This is a genomic window from Streptomyces sp. NPDC059897, assembly GCF_042730865.1.
Lineage (GTDB): Bacteria > Actinomycetota > Actinomycetes > Streptomycetales > Streptomycetaceae > Streptomyces.
Genome location: NZ_JBHWKQ010000004.1, coordinates 136,670 through 155,968, shown reverse-complemented (window position 1 = coordinate 155,968; position 19,299 = coordinate 136,670). Strand labels below are relative to the sequence as shown.

The 19,299-nt window shown below is 70.6% G+C and carries 13 protein-coding genes and 1 pseudogene; 6 read left to right on the top strand and 8 right to left on the bottom strand.

Features of this window, described 5'->3' with window-relative positions; all coding sequences use genetic code 11:
* Nucleotides 1-10: 10 nt before the first annotated feature.
* Both ACFV9W_RS06760 and ACFV9W_RS06755 read right to left on the bottom strand, forming a co-directional pair.
* Nucleotides 11-2,332: an FdhF/YdeP family oxidoreductase gene (locus ACFV9W_RS06760; protein WP_385756290.1), complete on the bottom strand. Its 2,322-nt coding sequence runs from the start codon at nucleotides 2,330-2,332 to the stop codon at nucleotides 11-13.
* Nucleotides 2,329-4,842 (bottom strand): ATP-dependent Clp protease ATP-binding subunit, encoded by a 2,514-nt coding sequence (locus tag ACFV9W_RS06755; protein WP_385756288.1) that lies wholly within the window; start codon nucleotides 4,840-4,842, stop codon nucleotides 2,329-2,331. Before ACFV9W_RS06755 ends, ACFV9W_RS06760 begins: the two co-directional genes overlap by 4 nt.
* A 375-nt stretch (nucleotides 4,843-5,217) precedes the next feature.
* Here ACFV9W_RS06755 and ACFV9W_RS06750 point away from each other — a divergent pair, with 375 nt between their 5' ends.
* A complete protein-coding gene (locus ACFV9W_RS06750; RefSeq protein WP_385756556.1) occupies nucleotides 5,218-6,858 on the top strand; it encodes an FUSC family protein in 1,641 nt (546 codons plus the stop codon).
* A gap of 10 nt (nucleotides 6,859-6,868) precedes the next feature.
* Here the strand turns inward: ACFV9W_RS06750 and ACFV9W_RS06745 are convergent, their stop codons facing one another.
* The gene (locus tag ACFV9W_RS06745; protein ID WP_385756286.1) at nucleotides 6,869-8,095 is read right to left on the bottom strand and encodes a PucR family transcriptional regulator; all 1,227 of its coding nucleotides are present in this window, start codon (nucleotides 8,093-8,095) and stop codon (nucleotides 6,869-6,871) included.
* Between the two features lie 176 nt (nucleotides 8,096-8,271).
* On the opposite strand from ACFV9W_RS06745, the gene ACFV9W_RS06740 reads away from it, so the two are divergent.
* The 3 genes from ACFV9W_RS06740 to ACFV9W_RS06730 all read left to right on the top strand — a co-directional run bounded on the left by ACFV9W_RS06740 (nucleotide 8,272) and on the right by ACFV9W_RS06730 (nucleotide 10,193).
* Nucleotides 8,272-8,907, top strand: coding sequence for a DUF1345 domain-containing protein (locus ACFV9W_RS06740; protein WP_385756284.1), 636 nt, complete (start codon nucleotides 8,272-8,274; stop codon nucleotides 8,905-8,907).
* Between the two features lie 58 nt (nucleotides 8,908-8,965).
* Entirely contained in the window at nucleotides 8,966-9,403 is a 438-nt protein-coding gene (locus ACFV9W_RS06735; protein WP_385756282.1) for a VOC family protein, read from the top strand.
* A 112-nt stretch (nucleotides 9,404-9,515) separates the two neighbouring features.
* Complete coding sequence (locus ACFV9W_RS06730; RefSeq protein WP_385756280.1) at nucleotides 9,516-10,193, top strand: PepSY domain-containing protein; 678 nt, start codon at nucleotides 9,516-9,518, stop codon at nucleotides 10,191-10,193.
* A 49-nt stretch (nucleotides 10,194-10,242) separates the two neighbouring features.
* Here ACFV9W_RS06730 and ACFV9W_RS06725 read toward each other — a convergent pair whose 3' ends face one another.
* Entirely contained in the window at nucleotides 10,243-12,321 is a 2,079-nt protein-coding gene (locus tag ACFV9W_RS06725; protein WP_385756278.1) for a phosphocholine-specific phospholipase C, read from the bottom strand.
* Nucleotides 12,322-12,472: 151 nt separating this feature from the next.
* A pseudogene (locus ACFV9W_RS06720) lies at nucleotides 12,473-13,027 on the bottom strand (TerD family protein); the annotation flags it as partial.
* 206 nt (nucleotides 13,028-13,233) lie between these two features.
* On the opposite strand from ACFV9W_RS06720, the gene rpmF reads away from it, so the two are divergent.
* Nucleotides 13,234-13,404, top strand: coding sequence for a 50S ribosomal protein L32 (gene rpmF / locus ACFV9W_RS06715; RefSeq protein WP_327673620.1), 171 nt, complete (start codon nucleotides 13,234-13,236; stop codon nucleotides 13,402-13,404).
* Between the two features lie 6 nt (nucleotides 13,405-13,410).
* Nucleotides 13,411-14,595, top strand: a complete 1,185-nt coding sequence (locus ACFV9W_RS06710) for a GTP-binding protein (RefSeq protein ID WP_385756275.1) — start codon at nucleotides 13,411-13,413, stop codon at nucleotides 14,593-14,595.
* Between the two features lie 75 nt (nucleotides 14,596-14,670).
* Here ACFV9W_RS06710 and ACFV9W_RS06705 read toward each other — a convergent pair whose 3' ends face one another.
* Genes ACFV9W_RS06705 through ACFV9W_RS06695 form a run of 3 tightly spaced genes read right to left on the bottom strand, consistent with a single transcriptional unit; the run spans nucleotide 14,671 to nucleotide 19,246 of the window.
* Nucleotides 14,671-16,224 carry a GMC family oxidoreductase gene (locus tag ACFV9W_RS06705; RefSeq protein WP_385756273.1) on the bottom strand — a complete coding sequence of 518 codons (1,554 nt, stop codon included), beginning with the start codon at nucleotides 16,222-16,224 and terminating at the stop codon, nucleotides 14,671-14,673.
* On the bottom strand, nucleotides 16,221-17,783 hold the full coding sequence (locus ACFV9W_RS06700) for an APC family permease (protein WP_385756271.1): 1,563 nt from the start codon (nucleotides 17,781-17,783) through the stop codon (nucleotides 16,221-16,223). The genes ACFV9W_RS06705 and ACFV9W_RS06700 overlap by 4 nt, the downstream gene beginning before the upstream one ends.
* Nucleotides 17,780-19,246 carry an aldehyde dehydrogenase family protein gene (locus tag ACFV9W_RS06695; RefSeq protein WP_385756270.1) on the bottom strand — a complete coding sequence of 489 codons (1,467 nt, stop codon included), beginning with the start codon at nucleotides 19,244-19,246 and terminating at the stop codon, nucleotides 17,780-17,782. The genes ACFV9W_RS06700 and ACFV9W_RS06695 overlap by 4 nt, the downstream gene beginning before the upstream one ends.
* Nucleotides 19,247-19,299: the final 53 nt, after the last annotated feature.

The window sequence follows — 19,299 nt, the reverse complement described above, 5'->3', positions numbered from 1 at the left end:
CTCGAGGTGTTCAGCCCGAGGGTTCGACCGTCACCTTCACGTGCTTCATGATCGGCTGGTCGCTCTGCGTGCTGTGGTCGCCGAGCGCGCAGAGGACGTTCATCTCCGGCATGTAACCGGCCGCGCAGCCGCGCGGGATGTCGTACGGGACGGCCAGGTAGCCCTTGAGGCCGCGCTTGCTGCCGTCGCGGGCCGTGCTCGTGATGTCGACCGGGTCGAACTCGCCGATGCCGCGCTCCCGCATGTCGTCCTGGTTCAGGAAGACCAGCGTGCGCAGGTTCTTGATGCCCCGGTAGCGGTCGTTGTCGGAGTAGATGGTGGTGTTCCACTGGTCGTGGGAGCGCATCGTGCCAAGCGCCAGGGTGCCCGGCTCCGGGATCACGTCGGGCAGCGGCGCCGCGGAGAACTCGGCGCGGCCGGAGTCCGTGAGGAAGACCAGCTCGCGGGCGGGCTGCTTGATGCGGAAGCCGAGCGGCAGGCGCACCCGCCGGTTGCAGTCCTCGAACCCGTCGATGACCTGCGCCATGGTGTCGCGGACGCGGTCGTAGTCCTCGACGTACCACTCCCAGGGTGTGCCGCTGTCGGGCAGCGTGGCGCGCGCCATCCCGGAGATGATCGCCGGCTCGGACAGCAGGTGCTTCGACGCTGGGCGCTTCATGCCGACGGACAGGTGCACCATGCTCATCGAGTCCTCGACGGAGGTGGACTGCAGGCCGCCGCGCTGCTCGTCCTTCTCGGTGCGGCCCAGGCACGGCAGGATCAACGCCCGGCGCCCGTGCACGAGATGACTCCGGTTGAGCTTCGTACTGACCTGCACCGTCAGCTCGCAGGTGCGCAACGCCTCGTACGTATACGGGGTGTCGGGCGCCGCGAGCGCGAAGTTGCCGCCCATGCCGACGAACACCTTCACGTCGCCGCGCCGCATCGCCTCGATCGTGCCGATCGTGTCGAGCCCGTGGGCACGCGGCGCGTCGATGTCGCAGGCCTCCGCGAGCCGCGTCAGGAACGCGTCGGTGGGGCGGTGGTCGATGCCGCAGGTCCGGTTGCCCTGCACGTTGCTGTGGCCGCGCACGGGGGAGGGGCCCGCGCCCTCGCGGCCCAGATTGCCGCGCAGCAGAAGGACGTTGACGATCTCGCGGACCGTGTCGACGCCGTGCTCGTGCTGGGTCACGCCGAGGCACCAGCTGATGATGCTGCGGTCCGCGTCGCGGTAGACGCGGGCGGCCTTGAGGATGTCCTCGCGGCTCAGCCCCGACTGGCGCTCGATCTCGTCCCAGGGCGTCGCCTCGCACAACTCCCGGTACGCGTCGAAGCCGTCGGTGTGCCGGTCGATGAACTCCCGGTCCAGGGCCTTCGGGTCGGACGTCGACTGCTCGAGGACCGCCTTGGCGATGCCGCGCAGGAACGCCATGTCGCCGCCGATGCGCACCTGGAGGTTGAGGGTGCTGGTGCGCGTCGCCTTGTTGAGCGCCATGTCCTTGAAGTCGTGCGGGATGATCGTGCGGGTGGCCGCCGCCTCGACGAGCGGGTTGATGTGCACGACCTGCGCGCCGCGGTCGTAGGCCTCGGCGAGCGCGGTGAGCATCCGCGGCGCGTTGGACGCGGCGTTGACACCCATGATGAACAGGGCGTCCGTGGTCTCCCAGTCCGCGAGGTCGCACGTCCCCTTGCCGGTGCCGAGCGAGGCCTGCAACGCCCGGCCGCTGGCCTCGTGACACATGTTGGAGCAGTCGGGAAGGTTGTTCGTGCCGAACTCCCTCGCCCACAGCTGGTAGAGGAACGTGGCCTCGTTCCCGAGCCGCCCGGACGTGTAGAACGAGGCCTGGTTCGGGTTGTGCAGGTCCCGCAGGGTGCGGCCCACCAGCTCGAAGGCGTCCTTCCAGCTGATGGGGACGTAGTGGTCGCTCTCCGGGTCGTAACTCATCGGCTCGGTCAGCCGGCCCTGGTCCTCCAGCGCGAAGTCGCTCCACCCCGACAGCTCGCTCACCGAGTGCCGGGCGAAGAACTCCCGGCCGACCCGCTTGCGCGTCATCTCCCAGGTGACGTGCTTGATCCCGTTCTCGCAGATGTCCAGGTGCAGGCCCTTGCGGTCGTCGGGCCAGGCACAGCCGGGACAGTCGAAGCCGCCGTTCTCGTGGTTCATCTTGAGGATCGCCCGGGGCCCGTCGAGCAGTTCGCGCTCGCGCACCAGGAACCGGGTGACACTCTTGGCGGCGCCCCAGCCGGCGGCCGGGTGGTGGTACTGGCTGAAGTCCGGCCGGCCCTCGGGTTCCGGTCCGACGCGCGACTCCGGTGTGTCCTGACCGTCCTGGGAGGCGTTCACTGGGCTCATTCCTTGTCGGCTGAGTTCGTGCTCGTACGGATCGTGCAGTGCAGGGTGTCGTTCTGTACGTCGGCGACGATGGTGTCGCCCGGTTCGGCCTCGCCGGCAAGGAGCAGCGACGCGATGCGGTTGTCGAGCTCGGTCTGGATGGTGCGGCGCAGCGGGCGGGCGCCGAACTCCGGCTGGTGGCCGTGCGCGATCAGCAGCTTCTTGGCCGCCTCGGTGACCTCCAGGTTCAGCCCCTGCGCGTGCACCCGGCGCTCACTCTGGTCCAGCAGGTGGTCGACGATCCGCCCGAGGTCGTCCTCGGTGAGGCTGTGGAAGACGATGATGTCGTCGATGCGGTTGAGGAACTCCGGCAGGAACCGGCCCCGCAGCTCCTCCATCAGCTCGTCCTTGAGCTCCGCGGCGTCGCCCTGGTGGGCGAGGATGCGGTGGGCGCCGATGTTCGACGTCATGATGACCACGCAGTGCCGGAAGTCGACGGTGCGGCCCTGGGAGTCGGTGAGCCGGCCGTCGTCGAGGATCTGCAGCAGCGTGTTGAAGATGTCCGGGTGTGCCTTCTCCACCTCGTCGAACAGGACGACGCTGTAGGGCTGGCGGCGCACCTTCTCGGTGAGCTGGCCCGCCTCGTCGTAGCCGACGTAGCCGGGAGGGGCGCCGACCAGACGCGCGACGGTGTGCTTCTCCTGGAACTCGCTCATGTCGAAGCGGACCATCCGGCTCTCGTCGCCGAACAGCAACTCCGCCAGCGTCTTGGCGAGTTCGGTCTTGCCGACACCCGTCGGACCGAGGAAGAGGAACGAGCCGACGGGCCGGTTCGGGTCGCCCATGCCCGCGCGGTTGCGGCGCACGGCCTGCGAGACCGCGGTGACCGCCTCGTCCTGCCCGACGATGCGGGCGTGCATCTCCTCCTCCAGCTTCAGCAGCCGCTCCTTCTCGCCCGCGGTGAGCTGGGCGACCGGGATGCCGGTGCGGCGCGAGACGATGTCGGCGATGTCGTCGGCCGTCACGGAGACCACGCCCTCGCGGCGCTCCTCGATCCCGGCGACCTCGCCCTCCACTTCGCCGATCTGCTTCTTCAGCTCGGACGCCTTCTCGAAGTCCTCGGAGGCGACGGCCTGGTCCTTCTCGCGGGTCAGCTTGGCGATCCGGTCCTCGCGCTCGACAACCTCGGTCGAGCGGCTGGCGGAACGCAGCCGCACCCGGGCGCCCGCCTGGTCCATCAGGTCGATGGCCTTGTCGGGCAGGAACCGGTCGCTGACGTAGCGGTCCGACAGCTCCGCGGCGGCGGCCAACGCGCCGTCGGCGAAGCGGACTTGGTGGTGCGCCTCGTAGGCGTCGCGCAGCCCCTCCAGGATCTGCACGGTCTCCTCGACCGTCGGCTCCGGAATCAGTACGGGCTGGAAGCGGCGCTCAAGGGCGGCGTCCTTCTCGATGTGCTTGCGGTACTCGTCGATCGTGGTGGCGCCCACGACGTGCAACTCGCCGCGCGCCAGGGCCGGTTTGAGCATGTTGCCCGCGTCCATCGAGCCCTCGCCGGTGGCGCCCGCACCGACGACGGTGTGCAGCTCGTCGATGAACAGGATGATGTCACCGCCCGCGTTCTGGACGTCCTCGATGACCTTCTTGAGGCGCTCCTCGAACTGGCCGCGGTACTGCGCACCCGCCACCATCCCCGACAGGTCGAGGGCGACGACCCGCTTGTCCTTGAGCGTGCCGGGCACCTCGCCCGCGACGATGCGCTGCGCGAGGCCCTCGACGATGGCGGTCTTGCCGACGCCGGGCTCACCGATCAGCACCGGGTTGTTCTTGGAGCGCCGGGAGAGGATCTCCACGGTCTGCTCGATCTCCTCGGCCCGCCCGACGACCGGGTCGAGCTTGCCGGCCTTGGCCTCCTCGGTGAGGTCGCGGCCGAACTCGTCGAGCGTCGTGGACGCGCCTGCCGTCCCGCTGCCGCCGCCACCGCCGCCGGCGCTGTCGGCCCGGGTCGCCTGATCCGTGGCGTCCGTGACCCGGTTCAGGTCGAGGCCCGCCGCGCTGAGCAGGCGGGCGGCGCCCGTCGCCGGGTCGGAGAGGAGGGCGCCGAGGATGTGTTCGGGCCCGATGTAGGAGACGCCCGCCGCCTGCGACTGGGCGTGCGCGGCCGCCAGCGAACGCTTGGCCGCCGGGGTGAGACCCGGCTCCGCGGACGGCTGCCCGGCCTCCTGCGGCAGGACCTTGGCGATCTCCTCCGCGAGCCGGTCGGGATCGACACCGGCCTGCTCGAGCACCCGTCGCGACGGCTGCACCTTGGTCGTCGCCCACAGCAGATGTTCGGTGTCCAGATCGGAGGTGCCGTCCTCGTGCGCCTTCTGCGCGGCCAGGTTCAGCAGTTCCTGCGACGACTCGGTGAGCAGCCGGCCGATGGGCACCCGCTGCACCGCGGGCGGCGAACTCGCGGGGGACGTACCGAAGAACCGGTTGAACATTTCACTGAAAGGGTCCGAGGGACCGAACCCGAACGGCGACATCGACATGGTGACTCCAGGTGCGCAATGGGTTTGTCCAAGCCAACCCCCGCCCTCGGACCCCCGCAAGCTGATCTTTGCAGAACGGGTGCGCTGGTCGGGCGCCCGCCGATGATTCTGGAAGCCGCCACAAAATGCTTTGTCCGACCGCACAAGCGGTTATGGATTCAGGCGCCTATGGGCATATTCGAATCGGTTCTTTGTTTGACTTGTTCGGTGTTCTGCCGGACGGTGAGAAAAAGATTCCCGGGCCGTTTGGACAATTGAGTGAGACACCTGCCGCGGGTGGCCGAACGGGTACGGCGGGCGCTCTCCCCGCGCGGCGCCCTCGCGCTGCACAGCGTCGACGGAACCCTTTCCTTCGGACTGCGCGCCGCCCTCGCCATGGCCCTGGTCGCCGTTCCGATGGCGCTCGCCGGACATGCCGATGTATCCGTCTACGCGATGCTGGGCACGTTCACCACCACGTTCGGCCGGAATTTCCCCTATGCCCGCAGGGCCAGGGTGCTCGCGCTGGTCGGGTTCGCGATGACGGCCTGTGTGGGTGCCGGTTCGGCACTCGGCGTCTGGGCCCGCCCGCAGGACGGGGGAGCGGGCGCCGCCGGGGTGGTCGCCGCGATGGCGGTGGTGGCCGGGGCGGCGAAGGTCGGCTGCGACGCGACGCGCTTGCGGGGGCTCGGCGCGGTCCTGCTGCTGTTCTCGTTCGCGGTGTCCGCCTACGGGGCCCCGGCGCCGTCCGACGTGTGGGCGCGCACCGCGCTCGCGGCGCTCGGTGCGGCGGTGGCCTGGGTGCTGGCGATGGCCGGTCGCCTGGTGCACCCGCAGCGGCCGCAGCGGCTCACGGTCGCCGTCGCCCTGCGCGAGCTCGCCGGGCTCCTCGACGCCACCGGCGCAGGCGGGGCGGACCGGCTCGCGCGCCACCAGGCGACCGCGGCCGTCCTCGAGGCGCACCGGGCCCTCGGCCTGCGGCCGGTGACCGCCGCCGAACGCGGGCGAGCGGGTGGGCCCTGCGTACGCCTGGCCGCCGTCTCCTGGACCGTACTGATCCGCTCCGCGAGCCGCCCACCGGACCTGCCGCCCGGGCTGTCGGGACACCTGCGGGGGCAGGCGGCCCTCCTCCTGGGCCGCCGCCGCGGGGAGCCGGAGCTGCTGCCGGGGCTGGTGGCGCTGGCGGAAGGCGGGGCCGGGACCGAGATCGCGTCAGGGGCCGTCGCGCGCGGGACCGCCCCACCGCCCGCCCCCACCGGGTCGGCCGCGACGCTGGAACGGCGTGCCTCCCTCCTGACCGTCGGCCGCCGCGCCGACCCCGCGGGCCGTGTCTCCCGTCGAGCAGTCCTTCTCGTGCCCGCCCTGCGCATGACGCTGGGCACCGGCCTCGCGGGCGGCGCCGCTCTGCTGCTCGGCCTCGGCCACGGCTACTGGGCGGCGATCTCCGCGGCCGCCGTCCTGCACTCCATCAACGTGCGCACCGCCGCGCAGCGCGCCGTCCAGCGCACCCTGGGCACCGCGGCCGGACTGGCCCTCGCCCTGATCGTGCTGGCGCTGCACCCCGGGCCCCTGACGCTCGTCCTCGTGATCGTGCTCCTGGAGTTCCTGCTGGAGTACGGGGTGGCCCACAACTACGGCATCGGGGTGGTGTTCCTGACCCCGCTGGCCCTGCTGATGAGCGACCTCGCGACGTCCGTACCGGCCGAAGACCTCGTCCAGGACCGCGCGTTGGGCAGCGTGGTCGGCATCGTGGTGGCGCTGCTGTGCGCCCTCGTCGTCATCCACGGGCGCGCGGCGGAGCGGGTGCGGCGGGCCCTCACGGCGTGCGGCGCCGCGGCCGAACTCGCCGAGCGGGCCCTGGCGAACCCGGGCGCCGCCACGCTGCCGGAGCTGCGCTCGCGCCTCGCCGAGGCCGTCGTCGAACTGCGCGAGGCCGACGACGCGGCGGCCGGTGAACTGTGGCCCGCGGAACTCGACCCCACCGAGCTCGCCGCCGCCGAACAGCGCGCCCACCGGCTCCTGCGCCGCCTGGGCTGACTCCGCCGTTTCAGCCGTCGGCGTCCAGCCGCACCGCGTCCGTCGCGGTCACCAGCTCGGCCAGCGCACGCGGATCGCTGAGCGAGCGGCCGGTCAGCTCGCGCACGCGGTTCAGCCGGTACCGGATGGTGTTGGGGTGGCAGTGCAGCGCCCGGCCCGCGCTCTCGGCCGACCCGGCGTGATCGACGTAGGCCCGCAGTGTCCGCAGCAGCGCGACGCGGTCCTCTGCGGGCAGCGCGAGCACGGGGCCGAGCACCTCCTTGGCCAGGCGCCGTCCCTCGTCGGGGTCGTGGGCGATCAGCGCGGCCAGCGGGCTGGTGCTGAACTCGCGGACCTCGGACCTGCCCACGGTGATGTCGGCGAGCGCCGCGCGGGCGAGATGGAGCATGCGTGGTGTGTCGGCGAGCGACTCGTACGAGGGGCTGACACCGGTACGGGACGCGGCGGCCGCGCGCAGTACGCCCAGGACGTCCTCGCGCTGCTCGTCGCGCAGCGCGACGACACCGGCCTGGAGGGCGGGCGTCAGATGCCAGGCCGACACGATGCCGAGCCTGCCCAGCATGCGTTCCACACCGACCAGGCTCTCCTCGGCGAGCCCCGCGGTCTCCGCGGCCACCACCATCAGCTTCGAGTCCAGCGGCAGACCGAGCAGCCTGCCGACCTCCCACGAGCCGGACTCGGGCACCAACTGGCCGGTGAACAGCGCCTCCAGCAGCGCCGAACGCCGCCGCTGCTGGGCGACCAGCAGCTCCGCCGTCGCCGAGCGGTAGGCCTCCGTGAGCACCAGCGCATGCTCGTCGGACAGCCGCCACAGGGTGCTCGACGCGGAGAGCAGCGCGTCGAGGAAGTCCGGGCGGGCGACATGCCGGGCGTGCTCGACGAACAGGTCCCAGAGCATGGCGCACGCGATGCGGTAGCAGCGCAACACCTCGGGCAGCGGCGCCCGCTGGCGCGCCCGGCGCCGGCCCGTCTCGGAGGGCGCCGACAGATCGGACGCGGACGCGGCCCCGGCCAGACCGTCCAGGATGAACTGCAGGTTGACCGCCACGGAGGCGTGCAACTCCGCCGCGGGGACGACGCTTTCGTCGCGGTAGAGGTCGATGCGCTCGCGGGTGGCCGCGCACACGTCGTCGATCAGCGCGGGCAACTGCTGCTCCGCCCATGTCACCAGCTCACCGAGCAGCGGGTCGGGCGGGACCGGCACCCGGCCGGGTGGGTCCGCGACGTGATCGGCCATGGGCGGTGCTCCCCTTGTGGGTCCGGGACGGTTGGGCGGGTTGGGTCGGGTCTGTCGGGTCGGGCAAGGGCCCAAGAAGTAGCCGCGGCGCGTCGCGGGCGTCAAGTCGGCGGCCCGGCCGTGTCGGGGGCGACGAGCGGGGGCGGGGTGACACCGGTCGGTCTAGGGTGCGAGCCATGAGTGCCTGGTTGCCGACGTCCGCGGTTCCCCGCCTGGCCGTCTCCGTGGGGATCGGACTCGTCGCGGCGGTGGCCGTGGCCGTCGCGGTCGGTGTGCCCCTGGGCGTCCTCACCGGCATCGCAGCCACGGAACTGGTCTTCGTGGCCACGGGCTGGCTGGTCCTGTGGCCGATGGACGCCGCGGCCACCCGCCGCGAGGCACGGCGTGAGGACTTCGCCCCCGTCACCGAGGAGTTCGCGGTGGTCGGCACCGCGCTGTGCGGCCTCGGAGCCATCGTGGTGCTGCTGCTCCTGCACGGCTCGGGCGCCCGCAACGCCGCGGCGGCCGTCGCGCTGGGCGGGGTGTTCATGGCGTGGGCGGCCCTGCATCTCATGTACGCCGCGCGCTACGCCTACCTGTACTACCAGGACACCGCGGGCGGCATCGACTTCAACTCCGACGACCCACCGGCGTACCGGGACTTCTTCTACTTCAGCTACAACCTCGGCATGACCTACCAGGTCTCCGACACCAACGTCACCAACTCGGTGATCCGCTCGGTCGTGCTGCGCCACTGTCTCCTCTCGTACCTCTTCGGCACGAGCCTGCTGGCCACGGCCATCAATCTGGTCGCGGGCATGGTCACCGGCTGAGAGGCGCGGGCCGGCGAGGGGTGCCCGGTGGAGCCGGCCGGCTCGTAGCATGCCGCGCATGGCCATCAAACTTGAGAACGTCGCCATCGCCGTCCGCGACCTCGAAGCCACGATCTCCTTCTTCACCGACCTCGGCCTCACGGTCCTCGGCCGGGACACGGTCAGCGGGGAGTGGACCGACACCGCGGTCGGCCTCGACGGCAACCACGCCAAGATCGCGATGCTGCAGACGCCCGACGGACACGGCCGCCTCGAACTCTTCGAGTACATCCACCCCGACGCGATCGAGACGGAGCCGACCCGCCCCAACGAGATCGGCATGCACCGCGTCGCGTTCTCGGTCGACGACATCGACGAGGCGCTGGAGACGGCCGCCAGGCACGGGTGTCACCCGTTGCGCGGTGTGGCCACCTATGAGGACATCTACAAGCTCACGTACGTGCGCGGCCCCAGCGGCATCATCGTGATGTTCGCCGAGGAGCTGAAGAAGAGCTGACGGCCGTTCGGGCCAACGGCCGCGGATGTCGAGATGCCGCGCCCCGGGGAGGCTGCGACGATCGGCGGGCGTCCATTCCTGCTCGAAAGGCCCAGCCATGCACGCTGTACCCGTGAAGCGGAGCAACCGAGGCACCCGACGGCGTGCCGTCGGCGTCGTGTGCGCCGTCGCCGCGTCGTTCGCCCTGCTCAGCGCCTGCTCGTCGGACGACGGTGACGACGACACCTCCGCGGGCGGCAACGAGAGCGAGAGCGCCGCCCCGAAGGATCAGTCCGGCGACCCGAGCCCGTCCGGACGGCTGAACGAGGACCAGAGCGAGCGCAAGAAGCTGCTCTCCGCGACGAAGATCGACTGGGACAAGGCGGCCCGCACCGCCGAGAAAGAGGTCTCCGGCAGCAAGCTCCTGGAGATCGAGCTCGGCGACGACAAGCAGGGCAACCCGGAGTGGGACGCCGAGGTGGCCGCCTCGGACGGCACGGCCACCGACGTACGGATCGACGCCGTCACCGGCAAGGTGAGCGCTTCCACGACGGACAAGGACCAGGACGCGGACGACAAGAAGGAGAACTCCGACAAGCTCGCCGCGGCCAAGATCACCGCCATGAAGGCCGCCGACACGGCCACGGAGAGCAAGAAGGGCAAGGTCACCTCCGTCGCCCTCGACGACTCCGACAGCGGGTCCACGGTCTGGTCCGTCGACGTGGTCACGCCCGCCACCTGGAACAAGACGTCGTTCGACATCGACGCGGCCAACGGCAAGGTCCTGAACCAGCACGTCGACCAGGACTGAGTCACCGGTGGGGCGGGCAGCCGGGCGGCGCCCGCCCCACCGTGGTGTCTCAGGTGCGTATCGCCGGGTCGCTCACGCCCGCCTGGCCGTTCTCCACATGGCCGGCGAAGCGGCGCAGGAAGCCCTTGTCGGCGTCCGACACCACTGACACGTCGTACCAGCGCTTGCTCGCGCGCAGGTCGACGGTGTGCCGCACCGTGGTCCCCGGCTTGACGGTGAAGGTCTCGCTTCCCCCGCCGTAGGCGTTGCTGACGCCGAGGTGGACGGCCGCGTCCGTCGGGTTGGTCATCGTCAGCGCCAGGTTGCCGGAGTCGGCGGCGTGCCGGGCGGTGACCTCGGGGGCCTTGGCGGCGCCGGGACCGCGGAAGGCCCGCAGGAAACCGTTCGGCCCGTGCACCGTGAGGTCGTACGTCCCCTCGGAGTACTCCGTGTTCCAGCTGTCGGAGACCTCCTTGCCGGCCTCGGTGGTGTAGGTCCACGGCCCGTCGGTGCGCACCGGGGCCGTCACGTAGAACTGGGCGCCGGTGTCGGGGCCGCCGGTGAAGGTGAGCTGGTAGCGGCCGCTCGCCGGGTCCACGGAGCCGTCCACCGCGGGGGCGTAGCGCAGCGGGCGGGAGGGGCGGCTGCCCTTCTCCTGCACGGGCAGCGAGCCCTTGGCCGGCGGCTTGGGCACATAGCTGTCGTGGCGCTCGCGGTCCGGCGGCTCGTAGGCGTCCGTGTCGGGTAGTTCGGCCGGGTCGGTGTCCTTCAGCGAGAAGTCGAACGCCGAGGTGAGGTCCCCGCAAATGGCGCGCCGCCAGGGAGAGATGTGCGGCTCCCGCACCCCGAAGCGGCGCTCCATGAAGCGGATGATCGAGGTGTGGTCGAAGGTCTCGGAGCACACATAGCCGCCGGTGGACCAGGGGGACACCACGAGCATCGGGACACGCTGGCCGAGGCCGTAGACGCCCGCCCCGTACTTGGCGCTGCCCTCGAACACGTCGAGCGTGGTGTCCACGGTGGAGCGGCCGTCGTCGGCGGAGCGGGGCGGGTAGGGCGGCACCACGTGGTCGAAGTAGCCGTCGTTCTCGTCGTACGTGATGAACAGGGCCGTCTTGGACCAGACCTCGGGGTTCGAGGTCAGCGCGTCCAGGACCTGCGAGATGTACCAAGCCCCGTAGTTCGTAGGGAAGTTGGGGTGCTCGGAGAACGCCTCGGGGGCGGCGACATACGACACCTTCGGCAGCTTGTCCGCCTTGACGTCGGCCCGGAGGATGTCGAAGTAGCCGTCGCCCGCCTTGGCGTTGGTGCCGGTGCGGGCCTTGTCGTAGAGCGGGTCGCCGGGCTTGGCGTTGCGGTACTGGTTGAAGAAGAGCAGCGAGTTGTCGCCGTAGTTGCCGCGGTAGGCGTCGTCGATCCAGCCCCAGCCGCCGTCCGCGTCCAGGCCGTCGCCGATGTCCTGGTACACCTTCCAGGAGACTCCGGCCTCCTCGAGGCGCTCGGCGTACGTGGTCCAGTCGTAGCCCTCCTCCTCGTTGCCGAGCACCGGGCCGCCGTCCTTGCCGTCGTTGCCGACGTGGCCGGAGAGCATGTAGTAGCGGTTCGGGTCGGTGGCCCCGATGATCGAGCAGTGGTACGCGTCGCACACGGTGAACTTGTCGGCGAGCGCGTAGTGGAAGGGGATGTCCTGCCGGGTCAGATACGCCATCGTGCCCGTGGACTTGGCGGCGATCCAGTCGTCGTACTTGCCGTCGTTGAAGGCCTTGTGGCCGCCGGCCCAGTCGTGGTTGAGGCCCGCGATGAACTGCATGCCGAGGTTCTCGGCGTCCGGGTGGTACGGCAGTGTCTCCTTGCCCGTGCCGTCCGCCTGGTGCCAGACAGGCTTGCCGCTCGGCAGCGTGACGGGCCGGGGGTCGCCGAAACCGCGGACGCCCTTCAGCGCGCCGAAGTAGTGGTCGAAGGACCGGTTCTCCTGCATGAGGACGACGACGTGCTCGACGTCGTCCAGGGTGCCGGACCTGCGGGCCGCGGGGATCGCGGCGGCGCGGTCGATGGAGTCGGTCAGCGCGGCGATACCGGTGGCGGTTCCAGCGGTGCCGGCGGCCGCGCCGGCGATCTGAAGGAAGCGCCGTCGATTCAGTTCTGCCATGGGTGGAAGGCCTCGTGGGGGAGAAGCGAACAGAAGTCGCCAAAGTGTTTCAAGAGGTCTGGTCCACTGGGAAGGGCGGAGGGATGTCCGGACAGTAAACCCATGGCCAAGTCCGGTGACCCCGGGCCACGAACGCGCCCGGAACGGGGTATTAGGGGCGAGCGCTGCCCATTTCGGCCGGGAAGTCCGTCGCGTCGCAATCGAAGCCCTGGATCAGTTCGTGGAGCTTCCACGCCTCCGAGTCGTTGCGCCGGAACTCCACGATGGTCGCGGCGGTGGAACCGGCCACCGGCGTGAAGTCCGTCTCCAGGAGGTCCGTGTACTTCTCCACGACCAGGACCCCGGCGTTCTCGATGTCGGAGAACGTGCGCGGGTCGGCGTCCTGATGGATCACCACTCCGACCACCACCCGGCTGTACGTGGCTGCCAGGCGGTCGAGTTCGAGCGCCATGACCTCGACGAAGCCGAACCCCATCCCGGTGTCGCTGTGCCGGGTCATGTTGATGGTGCCGTCGGGGGAGCGGCTGTCGTAGTGGACGACGTACGCGGGGTCCCCGTACGGGTCGTCGGCGGAGTAGGTCGCGGCGACGATGTCGAGATGGCGCGGTGACTCACCGACGGGACTCGGATCCCACCGCAGCCTGACCTCGATCTTCTGCAGTCCCGTCGTGACGCTGCTCACCGGACGCCGCCTCCCTGCTTCGAGTCAACCAGGAGCCCTTCCGCCCCCGCGCCCTCAAGTATGGCGTGCCACCAGCGGCTTGATGCTCTCTTAGCGCAATTCACCCCGTCCCCGATGGGTTCCGGGGTGAGCCGGAGGGGCGGCCGTGTTGGTAATGGAAGTCGTTTCCATGTAGCGTCCGGTCTCGTCGTCCCCGCCCCACTCCCACCAGCGACTCCATGGAGAACCCGATGGCCGTTCCCAAGCGGAAGATGTCCCGCAGCAACACCCGCCACCGCCGCGCCCAGTGGAAGGCGACCACGCCCCAGCTCGCCCCGGTCACCGTCGACGGCGTCTCCTACCTGGTCCCGCAGCGGCTGGTGAAGGCGTACGAGCGCGGTCTGCTGCGCCCCGAGGGCTGACACGACATGGCCGCCGAACGACTCCCCGTCACCGTCCTGTCCGGCTTCCTCGGAGCCGGCAAGACCACCCTGCTCAACCATGTGCTCGGCAACCGCGAAGGGCTGCGGGTCGCCGTCATCGTCAACGACATGAGCGAGGTCAACATCGACGCCGCCCTGGTGCGGGGCGGCGAGGCAGCCCTGTCCCGCACCGAGGAACGCCTCGTCGAGATGACCAACGGCTGCATCTGCTGCACCCTGCGCGACGACCTTCTTGAGGAGGTCGACCGGCTGGCCCGGGAGGGCCGCTTCGACCATCTCCTCATCGAGTCGTCCGGCATCTCCGAGCCGATGCCGGTGGCCGCCACCTTCGCGTTCGCCCGCGACGACGGTGCCACGCTCGGGGACATCGCCCGCCTGGACACCATGGTCACCGTCGTCGACGCGGCGAACTTCCTCACCGAGCTGGACAGCGGCGACGAACTGGTCGAACGCGGCCTCGACCAGTACGAGGACGACGAGCGCACCGTCAGCGATCTCCTCATGGACCAGATCGAGTTCGCCGACGTCATCGTCGTCAACAAGCTCGACCTCGTCGACGGGCCGGCTGCCGACCGGCTCCGGGCGGTGCTGACCCGGCTCAACCCCGTGGCCCGCATCGTCCCGGCGGTGCACGGCCGCGTCCCCGCGAGCGCCGTCCTGGGCACCGAGCTCTTCGACCTCGACCGCGCCCAACAGGCCCCCGGCTGGGTCCGCGAACTCAACGGCGACCACGTCCCCGAGACCGAGGAGTACGGCATCTCCTCCACGGTCTTCCGCACCCAACTCCCCTTCCACCCCGCCCGGTTGTGGCGCTTCGTCACGGAGGGCATGGACAGCGGCGCCTACGGTCGGATCCTGCGCTCGAAGGGCTTCTTCGTCCTGGCCGGCCGCCCCAGGGTCACGGGCCTGTGGTCACAAGCGGGCTCCGTCGCCCGCTTCGAACCCTCCGCGGCCCACGACGCGGACAGCCCCGAGGCCCAGGAACTCGTCTTCATCGGCACCGACCTCGACGCGCCCGCCCTGCACGATGCGCTCACCGTGTGCCTCATGACGGACGGCGAGCTCGCGCCGACCGTCGACCCGTTCCCCGCGTGGGACACCTACGGAATCGACGAGGCCTGCGAGCACGAGCAGCCCGAACTCGTCGGGGCCCGGCCGGCGTCATCGTGACGCGCACCGAGGACCGACGCGACCGCCCCGGCTCCATTGCGTGGAGCCGGGGCGGCCGTCGGTCCGGGCGGAGCCTCAGCGCGCCGAAGTGCGCAGCAGCTCCGCGCACTTCTCGCCGATCATCATCGTCGTGATGCACGGGTTGACGGTGACGAGGTCCGGCATGGCCGAGCCGTCGGCGACCCTCAGGCCCTCGACGCCCTTGACGCGCAGCTGGGCGTCGAGCGGGGCGAGGGGGTCGCTGTCCGCGCCCATCTTCACCGTGCACGCCGGGTGGTAGACGGTGTTGTGCGTCTGGTGGATGTAGGCGAGGAGTTCGTCGTCCGTGCGGACGTCCGGGCCCGGTGCCAGTTCCGCGCCCTTCCAGCCGGTCAGCGCGGGCTGCGCGGCGATCTCGCGTGCCAGCTTGAGGCCGTACGTCATCACGCGCGCGTCGTGCTCGTGGGTGAAGTAGCGCGGGTCGACGCGCGGCTTGTCGCGGAAGTCGCGGGTGCGCAGGCGGACCGTGCCGCGGGACTTGGCGCGGGTCACGTTGGGGGTGAGGCAGAAGGCGTTCTCGGTGGTCGGATAGCCGTGCCGGGCGGTGTTCATGTCGAAGGGCACCGAGCCGTAGTGGAACATCAGGTCAGGACGGTCGAGGCCGGGCTCGGTGTCGTAGAAGATGCCCGCCTCCCACCACTGGTTCGACGTGGTGGGCATCGGCTGTTTCGCCTCCCACATGATCACGCCCTCCGGGTGGTCCTGGAGGTTCTCGCCGACGCCCGGCGCGTCCACCAGTACGTCGATCCCGAACTCGCGAAGGTGCGCGGCAGGTCCGATGCCCGAGAGCATCAGGAGCTTCGGGGTGTCGATCGAACCGCAGGACACGATGACCTCGCGGCGGGCCCGGACCGCCCGGGTGTGGATCATGTCCGGGTCGAGGTACTCGGCGCCGACGCAAGCCTGCTGGTCGAACAGCAGCTTCTTGGCGCGTACGTCGGTGCGCACGGTCAGGTTCGGGCGCTTGCCGAGGATCGGGTGGAGGTAGGCGACCGAGGACGACTGGCGGATGTTGTTCTCGTCGGAGTTGATCTGGAACCAGTTCGCGCCGCGGATCACGGTGGTGCCGGTGTTGAACGGTGTCGTCGGGATGCCGGCCTGCGCGCACGCTTCCAGGAGTGCCGTGCCGCACGGGTCGTCGCCCTTGACGGTGCGCAGCTTCACCGGACCGCTGCGGCCGTGGTGGTCGCCGGGCGCGTCGTTGTTCTCCAACTGGCGGTACAGCGGGAAGAGTTCCTCCGCGCTCCAGCCCGTACAGCCGCTCGCAGCCCAGTCGTCCAGGTCCTCTGCCGGGGCCCAGAACGCGATGCACGAGTTGTGCGAGGAGCAGCCGCCGAGCACCTTGGCGCGGGCGTGCCGCATGAAGCTGTTGCCGCTGGACTGCGGCTCGACCGGGTAGTCCCAGTCGTAGCCGGACTCCAACAGGCCCATCCAGCGGTCGAGTTGGAGTACGTTCGGGTCGCCGACGTCGCTCGGCCCGGCCTCCAGTACGCAGACCGACACCGAGGGGTCCTCGGACAGGCGGGCCGCGACCACATTGCCGGCGGTGCCGCCGCCGACCACCACGTAATCGAAGACGTCAGTGCTCATGTGCGGTTGACCTCCAGGGGTGTTGCGGACGGTTCGGACTGTTCGGGCTGTTCGGCGGCGTGATCGGACAGGACGCCGGTGCGGTGGCGCTGGACGAACCAGTAGTAGGCGAAGCCGCCGCCCGCGATGACACCGATGAACAGCACGGCGCCCCAGCGCAGGTACCAGTGGTGCGGGGCGGCGGCGTTGTAGACGGCGGCGCGCGGCCAGATGAGGTTGAGGGTCATCGCGGCGCCCCACAGCACGGCGATGATGTTCACGGGCAGTCCCCAGCGGCCCAGCGAGAACTTGCCCTCGTCGGCCGGCTGCCACCTGCCGCGCAGCCGGGCCACCAGCATGGGCACGGTGACCAGCAGATACGCGAGGTAGATCATGACGATGCCGATGCTGGTGACCACGGTGAAGATCTGCGGCTGCCGGATGTTCACCAACAGGATCGCAAGGGCTAGCACCCCGATGATGACGGCCGGTGCCACGGGTGTCTTGAAGCGCGGGCTCACCCGGGCGAGCAGCGACGCGGCCGGCAGGTTGTTGTCACGGGACATGGCGAACGCGAGCCGGATCGCCGCGGTGTGCACCGCGAGCGCGCACACCGTCACCGCGATGAGCACACACCACAGCATGGCCTTGCCGGCCGTCGGGCCGAGCACGTCCAGGACGACGTACTGAAGCCCGTCCGTCGACAGCTCGCCGCCCCGCAGGGACGAGACACTCATCAGCGCGAGCAGCAGGATCAGGCCGCCCAGCACGAACGACGCGAGGATGGCCCGGATGATGGCACGCGGCGCGTTGCGCGACGGATCGAGGGACTCCTCGCCCAGCGACGCCGCGGTGTCGAATCCGTACATGACGTACGCGGACGCCAGCGAGGCCACCAGGAACGTGCCCAGGTAGCCGAACGAAACGCCGCCCCCGGCGTGCGCGGTGTGTGTCACCACCTGCGGACCGCGCACGACGTGCACCGCGAACAGCACGATCAGGACGACGGTCGCGACCAGCTCCAGGAACACACCAGCCGTGTTGATGGTCGCCATCAGCTTCACACCAAAGGCGTTCACGAGCGTGGTGAACAGGATCAGTACCGCGGCGAGCACGACCGCGTTCGTCGCGACGTCGTACGTCCCCGTGCCGTCGCCCACGAACTGGAACACCGACGAGATCTGCGGCAGCGTCAGCTGGTAGGCGAGGGACACCGCCGCGATCGACACCACCGAGGCGACGAGCATCATCCAGCCGGCGAGCCAGCCGACGTGCCCGTTGCCCACCTTCTTCGCCCAGTTGTAGATCGAGCCCGCCACCGGGTAGCGCGCGGCCAGTTCGGCGAAGCACAGCGCCACCGTGAACTGACCGGCGAACACCAGCGGCCAGGACCACCAGTAGGCCGGGCCGCCGTGCGCGAAGCCGAAGTAGAACAGCTGGAAGGTGCCGGTCAGGATGGAGATGTAGCTGATGCCCGCGGCGAAGGTGTGGAAGGTGCCGAGGGTGCGCTTGAGTTCGGGCCGGTAGCCGAACTCGGCGAGCCCGGCGTCGTCGCCTGCCTCCTGCGGCCCCCGCGTCATGCGAACCAGCCCTGGGCGGTGGGCGCCGCGGTGCGCCAGATGTGCTTGGTCTCGCGGTACTCGGCGAGCCCCGCGGGCCCCAGCTCGCGCCCGAAGCCGGACTGCTTGTAGCCGCCCCACTCGGCCTGCGGGACGTACGGATGGAAGTCGTTGATCCACACCGTGCCGAGCCGCAGACCGGCCGCGACCCGCTCCGCCTTCGCCGCGTCGCTCGTCCAGACGGCGCCCGCGAGACCGTAGATCGAGTCGTTGGCGAGGCGCACGGCCTGCTCCTCGTCGCGGAACCGCTCGACGGTGAGGACCGGGCCGAAGGACTCGTCCTGGACGACCGACATCCCGCTCGCACACTCGTCGAGCACGGTCGGCAGATAGTAGAAGCCGTCGTCGTATGCGGGTCCCTCCGGCCGTGCGCCGCCGCAGCGCAGCACCGCGCCCTCCTCGATGCCGCGGGCGACGTACGCCTCGACCTTCTCGCGGTGTGCCGCCGAGATCAGCGGGCCGGTCTGCGCCCGCTCGTCGAACGGGCCGCCGAGCCGGATCTCCCGGGCCCTGCGCACCACCTCGTCGACGAACCGGTCGTGCAGCGAGTCCTCCACGAGGAGGCGGGTGCCGGCCGAGCACACCTGACCCGAGTGCACGAACACGGCCGTGAGCGCCATGTCGACGGCGGCCTCGAAGTCCGCGTCGGCGAACACGACGTTGGGGTTCTTGCCGCCGAGTTCGAGCGCCACCTTCTTCACCGTGCCCGCGGCTGCCGCCATCAGCCGACGGCCGGTCGCCAGGCCGCCGGTGAACGACACCAGGTCCACGTCCGGGTGGTCGGCGAGCGGGGCACCGGCCTCCGGACCCGCGCCCAGGACGAGGTTGGCGACACCGTCCGGGACGCCCGCCTCGGCGAGCAGCCGGACCAGGTGCAGCGCGGTGTGCGGGGTCAGCTCGCTGGGCTTGAGGACGAAGGTGTTTCCGGCGGCCAGGGCGGGCGCCACCTTCCAACTCGTCTGCAACAGCGGGTAGTTCCACGGGGTGATCAGGGCGCAGACGCCGACGGGCTCGTGCACGACCCGGCTCTCCGAGCCGGGCACCCCGTTCTCCACCACCCGGCCCACGTCGACGGCCGCGAGCCGCCCGTAGTAGCGGAAGCACGCGATGACGTCGTCGATGTCGTAGCCGCTCTCCACGAGGCGTTTGCCGGTGTCGAGGGACTCGGCGCGGGCCAGCTCGTCCTTGTCGCGGGCGAGCAGGTCGGCGACGCGCAGCAGCAGATCGCCGCGTTCGGCGCCGGTGGTGTGCGGCCACGGCCCCGTATCGAAGGCCTGCCGGGCGGCGGCGATGGCCTCGGTGGTGTCCTTGCCGCCGGCCTCGTCGACGACCGCGACCAGCGAGCCGTCGGCGGGGCAGCGGATCTCGCGGGTGCGTTCGTCCCGCGGCGTCGTCCAGGTGCCTCCGATGAAGAGATCAGACACTCTCGGCCCCCAATTGCTCGCTCGGGCTGTGGTGGAAGGTGGCGGTGCGGATG